Origin of the sequence: Melissospora conviva (assembly GCF_049523535.1) — a bacterium.
GTDB classification, from domain to species: domain Bacteria; phylum Actinomycetota; class Actinomycetes; order Mycobacteriales; family Micromonosporaceae; genus Melissospora; species Melissospora conviva.
The window spans coordinates 151,355-167,548 of the sequence record NZ_JBLLDT010000006.1; the positions used below are offsets into that span (position 1 = coordinate 151,355).

Sequence of the window (16,194 nt, forward strand, 5' to 3'; positions counted from 1 at the left end):
CATTCGGCGTATTGGTATAAGAGAGCGTTAATTTCCACGGCCGGGGATGGGCGTGCGTGACGAGGGTGGGTAGCGTCCTCCTGGTGAGCGGCAGCGGTCGGCAGGTCGTGACGTTCACGTTTCCTGGGGAGGAGGCCATCGCGTAGGCGCAGATGGTGCAGCCAGAGATCAAAGCCGAAGGGTAGAGCATCTCGTGGAAAGCGAATTTCCTTCCGATCATCGCCGCCGAAGCCGATTTCCGGACACGGCACCCCGCCGGCGCCGGGTGGCCTTCCTCGTCGCCTTCGCCGCCAGCCTGCTCGGCTCCGCGGCGACCGTCTCCAGCTGGGCGGCGACCGCCACCACCGACACCTACTCCTTCTTCACCGGCGCCGACGTCTCGGCGGTGCCGGTCGACTCCGACACCACCCCGGTCGAGCTGGGCCTGCGCTTCACCGCGAGCCGCGACGGCGACCTGACCGGCGTACGGTTCCTGAAGGCCGGCACGGCCGACCGGCATCCGGTCAGCGTCTGGAGCGGCAGTGGCGTCAAGCTCGCCGCCACCGTGTCCCGCGGTGAGACCGGCAGCGGCTGGCAGCAGGTCGACCTCGGCACGCCGGTCGCCATCAGGGCGGGCCAGGAGTACGTGGTCTCCTACCGCACCGACCGGTACCGGGCCAGCGAGCGGTACTTCACCCGGAAGGTGACCGCCGGGCCGCTGAGCACCGTCGGCGCCGCCGGCGTCTACCGGTACGGCGCCGGCGGCTTCCCGGAGCAGACCTACCAGGCCAGCAACTACTGGGTCGACGTGGTGTTCCGCCCCACGGCCGGCCGGCCGACCCCCAGCCCCACCACGCGTCCGGTCGGCCTCGACCTGCCCCGCGTCCCGTGGGACGGCGGCCCCGGCTACTACGCGGGCTTCCCGGTCGCCCGTCAGGGCGGCTGGACCGACCCGGCCTTCTTCCCGACCGCCGTCTGGTTCGAGGGCACCTACGAGCAGTACGACATCAACCTCGACTCCGGCGCCGGGCTCAACACCTACGTGCAGCTGACCCGGCAGTCCAATCTGCCCCTGATCGGCCGCAACGGCATGCACGCGATGGTCGGCCCGGAGCTGGCCAACCGCGGCGCCGAGACCAAGGGCTGGGTGCTGGCCGACGAGCCCGACATGTGGGCCGGACCGGGCAACGGGACCTGGACCGGCAACTGGCCCGGCGAGGGTGAGATCTGCACACCGCGCGGCAGCGGCTGCGGACACGACGTACAGCGCAGGCTCCTGGCGGAGTTGCCCGCCGGTGAGGGCCGGATGCGCTACGCCAACTACGGCAAGGGCGTGATCTTCTGGCAGTCCGACGCCGACGCGGCGGCCTTCGTCAACGGCTACACCGACATCGTCTCGGCCGACATCTACTGGTACACCGACCCGAACGTCTGCACCTCCGCCTCGGAGGGGCCGACCCTCGGGGTGCGCCCGGAGAACTGCCGCCGCGCGGCGAACTACGGCCTGACCATGGACCGGGTGCGCGCGCTCGACGCCGCCGACGGCAAGCGCCAGCCGGTCTACGCCTTCGTCGAGGTCGGCCACCCGTTCAGTGAGGACGACGCACCGACCATCACCGGCAACCAGATCGCCGGCGCGGTGATGAACTCACTGATCCACGAGGCACGCGGGATCATCTACTTCAACCACAACTTCGGCGGGCCGTGCCACTCGCAGCACGTGCTGCGCGACTGTGGAATGAAGACCGTACGACCGAAGGTCACCGAGACCAACGACCGGGTCAAGGCGCTGGCGCCGGTGCTGAACACCCAGTCGTACCAGTGGCGCTTCAACCAGAGCCTGGACACGATGCTCAAGGCCCACGACGGGTCGTACTACATCTTCGCGATGCCGGGACGCGACGGCGGGACCGGCGACCAGACGCTGACGCTGCCGCCGGGGCTGGGCGGGGCCAGCGCCGAGGTGCTCTTCGAGAACCGGTCGGTGCCGATCAGCGGCGGGACGCTGCGGGACCGCTTCGCCGAGGAGTACAGCTACCACATCTACAAGATCACGCCGTGACGATCCGGCGGGACGGGCCGGCCGTCCGTCCCGCCGCGCATCGTCCGGTCGGTCGTGTCGCCTATCGGTCACCGGCAGACAGGCGAGGCAGAGCGATCACCGTCGAATAATGGGAGCGACCTCCGCTCGTTCGGAAGGGCTCCCCGTTGTACGTCTCCCTGCGCGACCGGCCGGCCGGCCCCGATTCCCGTGCCGCCGTCCCCGCCGGCCGGATCGGCGCCACCGTGGTGCTGCTCGGCCTGGTCAGCATGTTCACCGACGTCTCCTCCGAGATGGTCGCCGCCGTGCTGCCGCTGTACCTGACGGCGCACGTCGGGCTCGGCATCGTCGCGTACGGCTTCATGGACGGCCTCTACCAGGGCGTAAGCGCGCTGGTGCGGATCGCCGGTGGTTACGCCGGTGACCGGGGCGGGCGGCCGAAGTGGGTGGCCGCGGCCGGCTACAGCCTCTCGGCCGCGAGCCGGCTGGCGATGCTGCCGGCGCAGGGGCTGGTGGCGATCACCGCGGTCATCACCGCCGACCGGCTCGGCAAGGGCCTGCGGTCCGCGCCCCGGGACGCGTTGATCGCGGCTGCCGCGCCACCGCACCGGCTCGGCCGGGCCTTCGGGGTGCATCGCGCCCTGGACACCGCGGGCGCCGTGGCCGGACCGTTGCTGGCGTTCGCACTGCTCGCCGCGGTGCCCGGCGGTTACGGATCGGTCTTCACCGTCTCGTTCGCCTTCGCGGTGATCGGGGTCGCGGTGCTGGTGCTCTTCGTCCCCGACCGGCGCAGCGCCCCGGCCGCGCAGCGGCTGCGGCCGGCGGGCCTGGTCCGGGAACTCACCGGCCGCCGGCTGCGCCGTCCACTGCTGGTGGCCGGGCTCCTCGGCGTGCTCACCGTCGGCGACGGCTTCCTCTACCTGGTGCTGCAGCAGCGTGACGCCGTCGGGGCGGGCTTCTTCCCGCTGCTCTACGTCGCCACCAACGCCGTCTACCTCTGCCTCGCCGTGCCGCTGGGCCGCCTCGCCGACCGGGTGGGGCGGGCCCGGGTGCTCGTCGCCGGGCACGTCGCGCTGCTGGTCGCCTATCTGGTCGCGGCCGGCGTCCCGGGTGTCGCCGCCGCGTTCGTGGTGCCGGCCCTGCTCGGCGCCTTCTACGCCGCCACCGACGGTGTGCTGGCGGCGCTGGTCAGCCGGCTGGTCGCGCCACCGGCCCGCGGCAGCGGGATCGCCGCGGCGCAGACCGTGGTCGCCCTGGCCCGCTTCGCCTCCTCCGTCGGCTTCGGCAGCCTCTGGCTCGTGGCCGGTCCGCAGGCGGCGGTGGTGGTGATGGCGGCGCTGCTCGCCGTCGCGCTGCCGGTGGCGGCGCTGCTGGTCCGCGACGTGGACCAGCAGTCGGCGGTCCAGCCGCGCGACGACGTGGCGGTGCCGCTGTGAGCCCGCGGGCCCGGCTCGCCGCGCTGGTCGCCGTGATCGTGGTGGTGACGGTGGGCGCCGGGGGATACGTGCTGCGGGAGCGGGCCCGGCAGCAGGCCGCGGCGGCCGGAGCGCGGGCGGCGGCCACCGTGGAGCCCGCCGCCCTGGCGGGCCGGCCGAGCCTGGTCTTCCGCAACACCGCCGCCGGTGCGGGGTACGGCCGGGTCGCGGTGGTGGCGCTGGACGACCCGGACGGGCCGCGGGCGTTCACTCCCGCCGAGTGCGAGCGGGTGTACGCGGTGGCGGGCGCGGCCGTCTGCCTGGCCGCCGACCGGGGCCTGACCACCACCTACCGCGCGCAGCTGCTCGGTCCCGACTGGACGCCGGTGCGGGACCTGCCGCTCAACGGGCTGCCGAGCCGGGCGCGGCTCTCCCGGGACGGTTCGCTGGTTGCCACTACCACCTTCGTCTACGGCCACGGGTACGCCGACCCCGGCCAGTTCTCCACCGAGACGCTGGTCAGTCGCGCCGACGGCACACCGGTCGGGAACATCGAAGAGTTCACGCTGCTGGTGTCGGGACGCCCGGTCAACCGGGCGGACAAGAACCTCTGGGGTGTCACCTTCGTCGACGGCGACCAGTTCTATGCGACGGCGGCCTCCGGCGGCACGACCTGGCTGGTGCGGGGGAGCCTCGCCCAGCGGCGGCTCACCGCCCTGCGCCAGGACGCGGAGTGCCCGTCGCTGTCGCCCGACGGTACCCGGGTGGCGTTCAAGAAACACGGCGATCTCCCGCCCGGCCAGTGGCGCCTGGCGGTCCACGACCTGCGGACCGGGGCGGAGACGGTGCTGGCGGAGACCCGCAGCGTGGACGACCAGGTCGATTGGCTCGACGACGACCGGATCGTCTACGGGCTGCCACGCGGCGGGTCGGCGGTGGCGACCAGTGACGTCTGGGCCGTCCCCGCCGACGGCGGCGGCCAACCCCGGCTGCTGGTACCGGATGCCTGGTCGCCGGCGGTGCTCCGCGCCGGCCAGGGCGAGGAAGGAAGTACGCCATGACCGATCTCGACCAGCGGCAGCGCGAACCTGACCACGAGGCGACAGCCGGACCGGTCGTGGCGACTGCGGGACAGCAGGCCGACTGCGCGGTGATCGTGGTGACCTACAACAGCGCCGCCGAGGTGGGGGCGCTGCTCGATTCGCTGCCGGCCGCCGCCGCCGGACTGCGCCTGCGGGTGCTGGTGGTGGACAACGACTCCGCCGACGCCACGGCCGCCGTGGTCGCCCGCCACCCGTGGGCCCGGCTGGTCCCCAGCGGGGCGAACCTCGGGTACGCCGGCGGCATCAACGTCGGCCGGGAGCAGGTGGCGCCGACGCGTACGGTGGCGATCCTCAACCCGGATCTGGAGCTGACGCCGGGCAGTCTGCGCCGGCTCGTCGAGACCGCTGTCCACAGCGGCGCTGCGGTGCCGCGGATGCTCGACCGCGACGGGCGCCTCTTCCCGTCGCTGCGGCGGGAGCCGTCGGTGTCGCGGATGCTCGGCGACGCCCTCTTCGGCGCCCGCTGGCCGGCCCGCCCCGGCTTCCTCGCCGAGATGGTGCGCACCGTCGCGGCGTACGAGCGGCCGGCCGACGTCGAGTGGGCCACTGGGGCGGCGCTGGTGCTCAGCGCGACGGCCGACGCCGTGGTCGGGCCGTGGGACGCGCGGCGCTTCTTCCTCTACAGCGAGGAGACCGACTACTGCCGCCGGCTGCGCGAGGCGGGCTTCACCGTGCGCTACCTGCCGGAGGCGGTCGTGCGGCACCACGGCGGCGGCTCCGGTGGCGGTCCGGCGCTGGTGGCGCTCGGCCTGGTCAGCCGGATCCGGTACTTCGGCAAGTACCACGGGCGGTTCGCCACCGGGTGCTTCGCCGCAGCGGTCGCCGGCAACGAACTGCTGCGGCTGCACCGGCCCGGCAACCGCCGGGCACTGGCGGCCCTGCTCTCCCGCCGCAGCCGCGCCACCCTGCCCGGCGCGACCGCACCGCCGGACACCGCCACCCTGCCCGGTGCGACCGCACCGCCGGACACCACCGCCCGGCCCGGCCCGACCGCCCGCTCCTGACGGAGGATCCGATGACCCGACTGGCTGTCGTCACGCCGAGCTACGCGCCGGACTTCGACCTCTGCGCCGACCTGAACCGGTCGGTGCTGGCCCACTCCGGCGACGACGTGCACCACCACATCGTGGTGGCGGCCCGCGATCTCGCGCTCTTCGCGCGGCTGGCCGGTCCGCGTACGCACATCCGCCGGGCGTCCGATCACCTGCCGCGCGGCTTCGTGCCGGTGCCGAGGACGAATCTGACGCTGAACCTGCGCCGCCCGTTCCCACCGCTGCGGGGCTGGATCACCCAGCAGATCGTCAAACTCGCGGTGACCGCCGGCTTCGACGCCGACGCGGTGCTGCTGGTCGACTCCGACATCGAGTTCATCCGCCCGTTCGGGCCGCAGACCTACCTGCGCGACGAGGTGGTGCGCTTCTACCGCAAGCCGGACGCCGTCGACGAGTCGCTGCCGCGGCACCTCAGCTGGCACCGGGTGGCCCGGGAACTGCTCGGCCTGCCGCCCGCGCGGCCGCCGTTTCACGACTACATCAGCGCCCCGGTCGCCTGGTCGCCGACCATTGTGCGACGGCTGCAGCACCGCATCGAGATGGTCACCGGCCAGGCCTGGGCCGACGCGATCGGCGCCCGGCTGCACTTCTCCGAGGCGACCCTCTACGGCGTCTTCGTCGACGAGGTTCTGGGCGCCCCGGCTACGGCGAACTCGTCGGCGGAGATGCTCTGCCACAACCACTACGAGGAGGTGCCCCTGGACGCCCCGGCGCTGCGCCGGTTCCTGGCCGAGGTGGCGCCGGCCGACGTCGCGGTGATGATCTCCGCCAAGTCGCAGACGCCGCTGGAGCTGCGCCGCCAGGCGCTGCGCGGCTGATCCGAGTCGACGGCTTCAGGCGGCTGGGCCGTACACCTCGTCCTCGATGGTCGCCACGGTGGTGCGCTGGGCGTCGTCCCAGGGGCGACTGCGCACGCTCGCCGCCACCACCTGCGGTGTCGCGCGCTCGCCGTCGACGATCGCACTGAGCGCGTCGGCCAGGCCGTGCGGCGTCGGCGCCGCCCACCGGACGTGCGGATTCTCCAGACCGCCGCGGGCGTACGGGTCCTCGTTGGTCACCGGGATCACCCCGCAGGCCAGCAGCTCGTCGGGGACCAGGGAGACGTTGGTGAACGACAGGGTGAGCCCGGCGGTGCAGCGGTTGTAGAGGGCGGCGAGCTCCGCCGGGGTGATCCGGCCGTGGTTCACCGCCGGGAACGGCACCCGCACGCTCGCGTCCCCGAAGAGGTGGATCTCCTGTGCCCGATGGCGCCGGTGGAACTCCCGCAGCGCCGCCAGGCCGAGGGTGAAGCCGCGCCGGGCGGTGTCGCGCTTGGCGTAGAAGACGACTCCGCTGCGCGGCCCCGGATCGGTCAGCCGGTACGTGCCGAGGTCGCAGCCGAAGTGCGCCACCGCGGCGCGTACCGCGAAGCGGTCCCGGAGCAGGTCGGCGAGCATCGGACCGACGGTGATGGCGCGGAACCCGAAGCGGTACGTCTCCTCGGCGAGCACGTACTCCGCCCCCGCCGGGTAGAAGAGGGGCTCGAAGTCCTGGATGAAGTAGAGCCGCCGGGTGGGCAGCTCCGCCCGGGCGGCGAGCAGGTGGGCGGTCGGCCAGGCCGAGGCGACGTACGCGTCCAGCGGCGCCAGCCCCGCGTCGGCCGAGCGGATCTCGGCCCGTACGTCCGGCCAGCCGCGCCGGATCAGCTCCTCGTGACGGCGGACGTCGCTGCCGAGCGGGTCGTAGAGGTAGAGCACGCAGGTGTGGCCGGCCTGCTCGGCGGCGGCGACCATCCGGAAGAGCGTGGTGTGCCCGCCGGAGCCGGGGCCGGGCGGCGCGCAGAGCCAGCCGATCGTCAGTGGAGTGCCGCGCGCCGGTCGCCGGGCGGGGACGGCGAGCCGCAGGCCACGGGAGTCCGCGACGTCGTCCAGGCGCAGCGGGGAGTCCAGTTCGGCAGCGCCGAGGCGCTGGTAGGCCAGGCGGGAGACGCGTTGCGCCAGGGCCCGCGGGCCGCGGTCGCGCAGCACCCGCAGCGCCTCCCGGGCGCGGCTGTCACCTGTAACCGACACGGTCCCTCCATTCATCCGGGTGCTTCGATGTCACGCAGGGCGGCCAGGGCGGGGCGCATCCGGTGCCCCATCCAGGCGATGGCGGCGAGCCCGGCGAGCCCGGAGACCGCGAGGATTGCGAGGTCGCCGTCGACGGTGCGCACCGCCAGGGCGGCGGCCGCCGCCACCGCTGCCGCTCCGGCGACGGGCAGCAGCATCGGCGCGCCGAGGGCGGCGGGGCCGATCCCGGTGCGGTGCAGTTCGCGCAGGTAGATCGGGAGCACCACGAGCAGGCCGACCGCGAACTGCGCCAGGCCGGCGCCGGCCACCCCGGCAGCGCTGGTGCCGAACCAGATCGCCGGGATCAGGGCCAGCAGCCACACCAGCTGGATGGTGAAGACGACGCGGGTGTTGGCCAGCACCACGAAGTAGTCGTAGACGAGTTCGAAGAGGATGCGCAGCGCGCCGAGCAGCGCCAGCCAGACCAGCACCCCGGCCGCCGGCGCCCAGACCTCGCCGTAGACGAAGCGCACCAGCGGCGCGGCGGTGGTGGCGAGCAGGACGCAGGCGGGCAGCGTCACCGCCGCCAGCAGGCGCGTCGCGGAGAGGAAGGCGGCTCGCACGGCGCGCCGGTCGGCCTGCAGCCGGGCCAGCAGCGCCGGGGCCACCGCCCGTACCGGCAGCGAGAAGATGGTCGCCGGCCAGCTGGAGAGGTTGAAGGCGAGCACGTAGAGCCCGAGCGGCACCGGCCCGAGCAGCGCCCCGACGATGAGGCGGTCGACGTTGGTGGCGGCGAAGACGACGATGCTGGAACCGGCCAGCGGCAGGCCGAAGCGCAGCAGCGCCCGGGCCCGCGCCCGGTCGAACCCGGGGCGCACCGCGCCGGGTTCGAAGGCGATGAAGAGCACCGCCCCGGCCGCCGCGCCGGCGAGCTGCCCGATCGCCAGGCTCATCGCGCCGAGCCCGGCCAGGGCGCAGGCGATCGAGGTCAGCGCGCTGACCCAGGTCGTCACCTGGTCGGCGGCCATCTTGTGGCCCTGCCGGAACTTGCGTTGCAGCATGCCGACGGGGGTGGCGACCAGGCCGCTGATGATGACGCTGACCGCGAGCACCCGCACCACGCCGGCCGCCGCCGGATCACCCATCGCCGCGGCGAACCAGGGGGCGGCGAACCAGCAGCCGGCGTAGATGACGGCGCTGGAGCCGACGGCGAGGGTCACCACCGTCGGCGCGATCTCCCGCGGGTCGCCGGGCCAGCGCACGATCGCCAGGCTGACGCCGAGTTCGTTGAAGCTGAGCACTGCCATCAGCGCCACAAGCGCCACGGCGAAGGTGCCGAATGACTGCGGGCCGAGGATCCGGGCCAGCGCGATGCCGATGCCGATGGTGCTCAGCTTCGCCAGCACCGTGCTGGCGAAGCTCCAGCCGAGGGCGCGGCCGGCGGAGGCGCCGAGCGAGGGCTTCTCGCCGGTGGTCACCGCCACGGCGCCACCTGCCGGATCCGCCGGCGCAGGCCCCCGGGCGCGAGCTCGGCGGCGCTGCGGTGGGCGGCGATCCGCAGGGCGCTACGGTGCCGTCGGAGGGCGCCGGGGGCGCCGGAGAGGGCTGCGGCGTAGACCTCGGTGAGAGTGTCGGCGGCGGTCTTGAGGCTGAACCGGTCGAGCACGAACTGCCGGGACCACTGCCCGAGCCGCTGCCGCAGCCCGGCGTCGCCGGTCAGTCCGGCGAGCTGCGCGGCCAGCGGCGCGGCGGCCAGGTCACCGTCGCCGACGCCGTAGAAGCCGGCGCGGAGGAAGTAGTCGGTGCTCTGCGGCGTGACCGGCCGGGAGAACCCGCCGGTGCCGAGGGCGATCAGCGGCCGGGCGAAGGCCATCGCGCGCAGCGCCGAGCCGCCCATGCCGAGGGCGATGTCGGCGGCCGCGTACGCCGGGCGGGGGTCGTCCAGCGCGCCGGTGAGTGTCACGGCCTCGCGCCCCAGTGCCGTGTTGACCTGTGCGGCCTCCGCGCGCAGCCGCGCCGCCGAGGGGCCGTCGCCGACGATCAGCAGCCGCAGCCGGTCGTCGCCGAGCAGCGGCAGCGCCGCCATCGCCCGGCGGATCCCCTCCGCCTTCATCTCCGGCTCCAGCCGGGAGACCACCACCAGCGCCAGATCGGTCTCGCCGATGCCGTACGCGGCGCGGAAGGCCCCTCCGTCGACGCGCGCGGGATCGTCGGCGTCGGTGTCGACGGGCGGTTCGATCAGCCAGGGGGCCGGCCGGAAGGCGGCGGCCTGCTCGACCAGCTCCTGCGTGCCGACCACCAGCGGAGGGTCGGCCGGCAGCCAGCGGGGCACGTCCATGGCGTACACGGTGGTGGCCAGCGGGGTGCCGAGCCGGCGGTGCGGACCGTGGAAGGCGTCCAGGATCAGCGGGTACTCGTAGACGTGCAGCAGGTCGGCGCGGTGGGCCTGGACCGCGGCGGTGAGGGCGGCCGAGACGGCCGGGCGGCAGGGCGCACCCCGCCGTGGGCGTTCCCGCCGGTGCCGGACGGTCCAGACCGGCAGGCCCAGCTCCCGGCCGCGCTGCGCCAGCGGCCCCGGTTCGCTGCCGTCGTGTACGCCGAGGAGGCCGACCTGGTGGCCGCGGTGGGCCATCTCCCGGGCGAGATCCAGCGCGTTGAGCTGGCTGCCGCCGAGCCCGAGCTGGTGGAGACCGACGAGCAACCGCATTTCTCCGGGTCTCCGAATCGTCGGCGCGGGCAGGGAAACTCAGCTTCCGTCCGGGGCCACCCCGGCACAACCACCATCGGGGTCGCGCCGGGGTCCGAATCCCGACTCGGGAGGCGCCCTGGTCAGCCGGATGGGCGCAGCAGCACGTCGACCCAGTAGTTGGCGTCGGCGAAGGTGCTGGCCGGGAAGCCGTCCGGGCCGTACCGGTAGAGGCCGTTGCCGCCGGCCGGGGCGCTCAGTGCTCCCCGGGTCCAGTCGTTGGCGAAGAAGTGGGTGTCGACCGCGTAGCGCCCGTGGGGGGCGTGGTACGAGACGACGTAGGTGGTGCCGGGCTGCACGGCGATCGGGGTGGCGAAGGTGGCGGTCTGCCAGCCGACGGACTCCTCGTCGGCGAAGGTGACCTCGCCCAGGCGTACACCGTGCACGGTCCAGAGGCCGCCGGTGTGCGTGCCGGTGTTCGCGGCGGACTTGTAGTACCGGATGCCGACCACGGACCCGGCGGTGGCGGGGCTGAACTTGACCCCGAGCGTCACCGCGTCGGTGTCGCCGCTGTCGGTCACCGCCGGCAGGGCGTCGTTCGGGAAGAGCTTCGCCAGCTCCGGGTACGGGTCGGTCCGGAACGACCACGGCGGCGCCGGATCCAACGGCTGGTTCTGCGTGTCGGCGGCGGCCACGGTCATGGTGTAGCGCTGCCCTGCCGCGAGCGGCTGCGCGGGCGTGAAGGTGGCCCGTCGTGCGGTCGGGTTGTAGGCGGTCTGACCTGGGACGTTGCCGTCCGGTCCGGTCAGCTGCAGCACAACCGAGGCGGCGGTGACCGCCTTGGAGAAGGTCACCGTCGGTGTCACCGCGGGCGCGACGCCGGCGGTGCCGCGGGCCGGGGAGACCGACAGGATCGCCGGCGGTATGACGTTGCGGTCGAGGAAGAGCACGTCGACGTGGTAGTTGGTGCTCTGGTGGGTGCGGTGGGGGAAGTTGTCACCGCCGGCGTACACCCCGTTGTCGCCGCGCGGTGCGACCAGGGGCGGCGCGACGTGATCGTGGTAGGAGAAGAAGTACGGATCGGCCGAGTAGTGCCCGTTCGGTGCGAAGTACGAGGCGACGTACGTCGTGCCGGCGTTGACCGGGACCCGCTGGTCGAAGGTCATCGTCTGCCAGCCGCCGGCCGTCTCGCCGGTGAAGGTGCCGGTCGCCAGTCGGGTGCCGCCGCTGCTCCAGAGGGTGCCGGTGTGCGTACCGGTGTTGCCGGGTCCCTTGTGGAAGCGCACGCCGGTCACGTAGCCGTCGGCGGTCGGGGTGAAGCGGACGCCGAGCTGGTACGCGCCACTGTCGTCGACCGCGGCGATCTTCGGGGCGCGGTCACCGAAGAGACTCGTCGCCCCGGTGAGGGCGAGTACCCGGGTGGCCGGCGAGGGCGCGATGTTGACGCTGTCGTCGATGGCGCGTACCCGGATCGTCGTGCTGCCCGCGCCGGTGGCGGGGAAGGTGTACGACCACGCGGTGGTCCCCTCGGCGCGGCGCCAGGTGCTGCCGTCGGTGGAGACCTCCACCGCCGCCACCCGCCCGCCGCCGGCATCGGTCGCGGTGCCGGTGACGGTGACCGGGGTGCCGCTGGCCACGGTGGCCCCCGCGGCCGGGCTGGTGATCTGCACCGTCGGCGGCTGGTTGTCGCCGCTCGGCGTCGGGGTCTGCATCCCGGCCATGGTGGTGGTGGGCAGGATTCCCATGTCGGCGAAGAGGTTCATGGTCGCCTGCTGCATCGCCGGGTCGGCGGGGGAGCGGACGCCGTCGTGGACGCTGTCCAGCCCCCAGGCCCACTGGATGGTGCCGGCCGAGAAGACCAGCGCCCCGCTGGTGGCCCGGTAGAGCGTCAGGTGGTGGGTGGTCTGGCCGGGGGAGACCTCCCGGCCGAAGTCGCGCAGGTACTCGGGGGTGGCGCCGACGGTGGTGGAGAGCCGGATCAGCCCCGGTGGCCGGAAGCCGTTGTCGAGGTCCTCGTTGGACTCGTAGCCGATGGTGTGCGGGGCGAGCGTGGCGGTCTGGCCGGGGGTGAGCGCGGCGACGGAGGTGCCGCGCCAGAACCGGTACCGGCCCTGCTCGGCGGGGACCTGGAGGGCCAGGTCGGTGTCGTTGGCGATGTACGCGGTGCCGACGAGGGCGTTCTCGGGGCGTCCGCCGTTGGCGGGCGGACTGAATCGGGGGTCGCGCCAGGTGCCGGTCCACTCCTGCGACGGGTCGATCTTGGCGTCCGCCCAGCTCTCCTTGTAGCAGACCATGGTCCGGAACGGGGTGCCCGAGCCGTCCTGCGCGGACTCCCAGCGGGTCTTCCAGTAGACCTCGTTGCCGGCGAAGAAGGCCAGGTGCACGCCGGCGTCGCGGGCCGCCTCGACGTTGGCGCGCTGGGTGCCCGACCAGTACTCGTCGTGCCCGATCGAGAGGAAGAGGTCGTGGTTGCGGATCAGGTGTCCGCGCCGGTCGGAGTCGACGCCGCTGGTGTAGCTGACGTCGTACCCGTTGCGTTCCAGGAAGCGGATCATCGGGTATTCGTTGCTGAAGAGGAAGTCGCGCCCGTAGTTGTCGTTGCGGGTGGCGAAGGGGCGGTTGTAGCTGAGCTTGTACGCCCGCCCGTTGCCGCCGCCGTGGTAGAAGTTCGACCCGCCGAAGTCGTTGTACGCGTGCCAGGTGGTGTCCGAGGTCTGGAAGAACACCGCCGAGGTGCTGCTGTCGTCACGGACGACGAAGGTGATGTGGCTGGCGCCGCCGTCGTCGGTGCGGGTGAGCCGGGCGACGTAGACGCCGGAGACGGCGGTGGACGGCACGGTCCAGGAGGCCGAGAACGCCCAGTTGCCGCAGTCGTAGATCTCGGTTGTCGGGTCGATGTAGCAGTCGTCCTGCTGCTGGGCGGTGATGGCGGCGGCCGGCACGCTGTCGACCTTGCGGGCACCGAGGCCGCCGTACCAGCCGAGCCGGTACAGGTCGATCGTGTACGCCGTCGCCGTAGTGTCGATCTTGAAGTCGATGTTGCCGCCGATGTTGACGCTGATGTCGGTGGCGTAGCCCTGGATGGTCTCGTCGCCGGCGCGGTCGATGTCCCACACCTCCGGCGGGGTGCCCGGCCGGCTGTTCTCGCAGACGATCGGATTCGGCGAGCAGTTCGCTGCGGCGGGCGCCGGTGGCACCCAGCCGAGGGTGGCGATGACGACGGCGGCGACGGCGATCAGCGGTCGTACCGGTCGCCGGGGCCGGGACGGCAGCGCGGTCTCCAACGGGACTGACAGAGCGGATCCGGCCATCGGTGGCTGCCCTTCGTCGCACGAGCCGCACGATGCACCTGCTGCGTCGGCTTCCTCGAGGCTAGGAGCGCCATCGGCGACGGACAATCGAACGGATCAGTCGATCGGCGCACCGGCCGGAGGGGGCGCCTCACCTGATCGGACGTGACCGGACGTGAATCCGACAGCGGAACGGACGGCCCGCCGACTGACAGCCGGTGGTCAGTTGCGCCGTCGCTGGCCACGGGCCCGGGCGATCTCCTCCTCGGTCCGCTTGGGGAGCAGCATGGTCAGGTCGTTCTCGTTGGCGCGCCCCGGGGGATTCGGCGGCATCGGCGGCATCGGTCGCGCCGGCTGCATCGGCTGCGGCTGCGCGGGGGCCGGTGCGCGCGACGGGGCCGCCGGGGAGATCGGCTGCACCCGCCGCACCCGCAGCGCCTCGGTGATCGACAGCAACGCGAAGAGCAGCACCGCCCCGGCCGCCGTGACACCGATCAGCGACCGGATGGTGCTGGTCACCTTCCGCAGCGGATCCGTCGGCGGGTTGATCAGCAGCGCCTGGATGAGGTACTCGTCGTCGGCGCCGTCGACCTTCTGCATCGCGTAGAGCTCCGCCTTGATCCGCTCGGAGACCAGCTCCAACGTGCGGCTCGCCTGCGCGGCGGAGGTGCCGGTGCCGGTGATGTCGATGACCGTGCCGGAGCCGATGGCGTTCGTCGAGGCCACCAGGTAGTCCTCGTCGGCGCCCTGGGCGATCAGCTCCCGGCGTACGTTGTCACCGGAGACGCGCTGGGCGACCACGTCCACCACCACCGAGGGATTCGGCAGCCGCAGGAACGGGTTGTTGGTGTTGACGTCTGCCAGCTTCGGATCGCGGGCGATCTGCGAGTCGGTCGGCGGCGCCGGCGGGTTGATCAGCACGTACTGCGCCTTCGACTCGTACTGCGGCGGAATGCCGAAGGCGATGTAGGCGTCCGCGGCGGCGGTGAGCAGCAGCACGACGAGCACGAGCATCTTGTGCCGACGCAGGGTGGTGAACAGAGCCAGCAGATCCATCAGGCGCTCACTTCGTGGGGCAGGGTCGGAGTGCGTCGGGAATCGGTGCGTCGCGCATGGAGCCAGAGCGTTCCGCTCAGGCCGACCACCAGCGCGTGGACGGCCGCGAACTGGGCGAAGGAGAAGGCATCAAAGGTAAACGATCCGACGCCCGCGGCCATGCAGGCGCCGCCGATCGCGGCGCAGAGGGCGCGGGGCGCCTCCTCGGTGAACCAGGTGCGGGCGATCAGCGCCGCGACGACCGGCACGAAGAAGTAGAGGCAGAGCGCGAGCAGCCCGACGCCGCCGAGTTCGATCGCCGACTTCAGGTACTGGTTGTCGAGGATCTTCGTCGCGTCCGGCGCGATGTCCGTGCCGCCGCCCTGCCCGAGCCAGGGTCGCTCCTGGACCGCCGCCCAGACCCGGGGATAGTTGTTCAACCGGTTGGTGATCGACGGGTCGGTGCCGGCGCCGGTGAAGGAACCGAGGATCGTGCGCAGGTAGCCCGGGGTGGTGGCGAAGATGACCACGATCCCGACCGGGAGAAAGGCGAGCATCTTCGCCCGGTTCACCACCGGCAGCAGCACAATCAGCACCGCCAGCGCGACGGCCAGCGACAGGATCGCCGACCGGGAGACCGACATCGGGATGCACATGCCGATCACCCCCGCCGGCGCCCAGCGGCGCAACGGCCGGCGCGCGGTGTCGTAGAAGGCCAGCCAGAGCGCCAGCGGCAGGATCAGCGCGGCGATCACCCCCAGTTCGATCGGGTGGTTGGCCGTCCCCGAGACCCGCATCAGCGCGTCGCGGGCCTGGAAACCGCTGTACGCGCCGTCGTGCTCGAAGCCGACCAGCGGCATCCGCAGGTAGGGCTTGAGATCCCAGCGGAACCAGAACTGGAACAGCGCTACGAACCCGGAGAAGGCGCCGCCCCAGACGACCATCCGCACCACCCGCAGGATGTCCGGCCAGCTCCGCAGGTGCTCGGCGGACATCAGGATCACCCCGGACATGCCGATCAGGAGCATCACCCAGCGGTCGGCGCTCAACCGCTGCGTCGCGTCCGGGGCGTAGAAGGGCATCATCGCGTACGACAGCAGCGACGCGATCCAGAAGAAACCCAGCGCCCCGCGTACGGGGTAGCGGGTGTGCACCGGATCGTGGAAGCCGAGGATCGCGGTGACCGCCCAGGCCAGGAAGAGCACGATCGCGGTGATCCCCGCGACGTAGCCCTGCGCGCCGATCACCCGGATCACCGTGTCGGAGGGGAAGAGGAAGACGGTCAGGATGAAGACCTGCAGCACGAACGCCGCCTGCCGGGACCCCTCCGGGTGCACGCTCGGCGCGGGCAGCGGGTGCTCCGGACCGGTCCGCCACCACCCGCTGCCGGTGGCGGCAGGCCGCCCTCGCACGCCGTCGAAGGCGGCCCGCCGCCCTCGCTCACCATCGAAGGCGGCCCGCCGCCCTCGCCCACCGTCAGTGGCGGGACGCCGCCACAGCCCGCCGGCCCCGGCGGCGCGGTGACGCCGGGGGCCGGGGGCGGAGGCGCCGGGCGGTTCGGTCATC

11 protein-coding genes are annotated in these 16,194 nt (G+C 73.0%); 5 read left to right on the plus strand and 6 right to left on the minus strand.

Annotation, left to right across the window (positions count from 1 at the left end):
- The first annotated feature begins 265 nt into the window (after positions 1–265).
- From ACK8GG_RS15630 to ACK8GG_RS15650, 5 genes are all read left to right on the plus strand, one after another.
- Positions 266–2,041 (plus strand): DUF4082 domain-containing protein, encoded by a 1,776-nt coding sequence (locus ACK8GG_RS15630; RefSeq protein WP_440356651.1) that lies wholly within the window; start codon positions 266–268, stop codon positions 2,039–2,041.
- A gap of 146 nt (positions 2,042–2,187) precedes the next feature.
- Entirely contained in the window at positions 2,188–3,456 is a 1,269-nt protein-coding gene (locus ACK8GG_RS15635) for an MFS transporter (protein ID WP_440356652.1), read from the plus strand.
- Complete coding sequence (locus ACK8GG_RS15640; protein ID WP_440356653.1) at positions 3,453–4,496, plus strand: TolB family protein; 1,044 nt, start codon at positions 3,453–3,455, stop codon at positions 4,494–4,496. Before ACK8GG_RS15635 ends, ACK8GG_RS15640 begins: the two co-directional genes overlap by 4 nt.
- Positions 4,493–5,542 (plus strand): glycosyltransferase, encoded by a 1,050-nt coding sequence (locus ACK8GG_RS15645; RefSeq protein ID WP_440356654.1) that lies wholly within the window; start codon positions 4,493–4,495, stop codon positions 5,540–5,542. Before ACK8GG_RS15640 ends, ACK8GG_RS15645 begins: the two co-directional genes overlap by 4 nt.
- An 11-nt stretch (positions 5,543–5,553) precedes the next feature.
- Positions 5,554–6,408, plus strand: coding sequence for a DUF6492 family protein (locus ACK8GG_RS15650; RefSeq protein ID WP_440355132.1), 855 nt, complete (start codon positions 5,554–5,556; stop codon positions 6,406–6,408).
- 15 nt (positions 6,409–6,423) lie between these two features.
- Here the strand turns inward: ACK8GG_RS15650 and ACK8GG_RS15655 are convergent, their stop codons facing one another.
- The 6 genes from ACK8GG_RS15655 to ACK8GG_RS15680 form a co-directional block, all read right to left on the minus strand.
- The gene (locus ACK8GG_RS15655; protein ID WP_440355133.1) at positions 6,424–7,638 is read right to left on the minus strand and encodes a rhamnosyltransferase WsaF family glycosyltransferase; all 1,215 of its coding nucleotides are present in this window, start codon (positions 7,636–7,638) and stop codon (positions 6,424–6,426) included.
- 11 nt (positions 7,639–7,649) lie between these two features.
- Positions 7,650–9,101: an oligosaccharide flippase family protein gene (locus tag ACK8GG_RS15660; RefSeq protein ID WP_440356655.1), complete on the minus strand. Its 1,452-nt coding sequence runs from the start codon at positions 9,099–9,101 to the stop codon at positions 7,650–7,652.
- On the minus strand, positions 9,092–10,324 hold the full coding sequence (locus ACK8GG_RS15665; protein ID WP_440356656.1) for a glycosyltransferase: 1,233 nt from the start codon (positions 10,322–10,324) through the stop codon (positions 9,092–9,094). Before ACK8GG_RS15665 ends, ACK8GG_RS15660 begins: the two co-directional genes overlap by 10 nt.
- Before the next feature lie 122 nt (positions 10,325–10,446).
- The gene (locus tag ACK8GG_RS15670; RefSeq protein WP_440356657.1) at positions 10,447–13,614 is read right to left on the minus strand and encodes a N,N-dimethylformamidase beta subunit family domain-containing protein; all 3,168 of its coding nucleotides are present in this window, start codon (positions 13,612–13,614) and stop codon (positions 10,447–10,449) included.
- A 201-nt stretch (positions 13,615–13,815) separates the two neighbouring features.
- A complete protein-coding gene (locus tag ACK8GG_RS15675; protein WP_440355137.1) occupies positions 13,816–14,649 on the minus strand; it encodes a Wzz/FepE/Etk N-terminal domain-containing protein in 834 nt (277 codons plus the stop codon).
- Positions 14,649–16,193: an O-antigen ligase family protein gene (locus ACK8GG_RS15680; protein WP_440356658.1), complete on the minus strand. Its 1,545-nt coding sequence runs from the start codon at positions 16,191–16,193 to the stop codon at positions 14,649–14,651. The genes ACK8GG_RS15675 and ACK8GG_RS15680 overlap by 1 nt, the downstream gene beginning before the upstream one ends.
- Position 16,194: the final 1 nt, after the last annotated feature.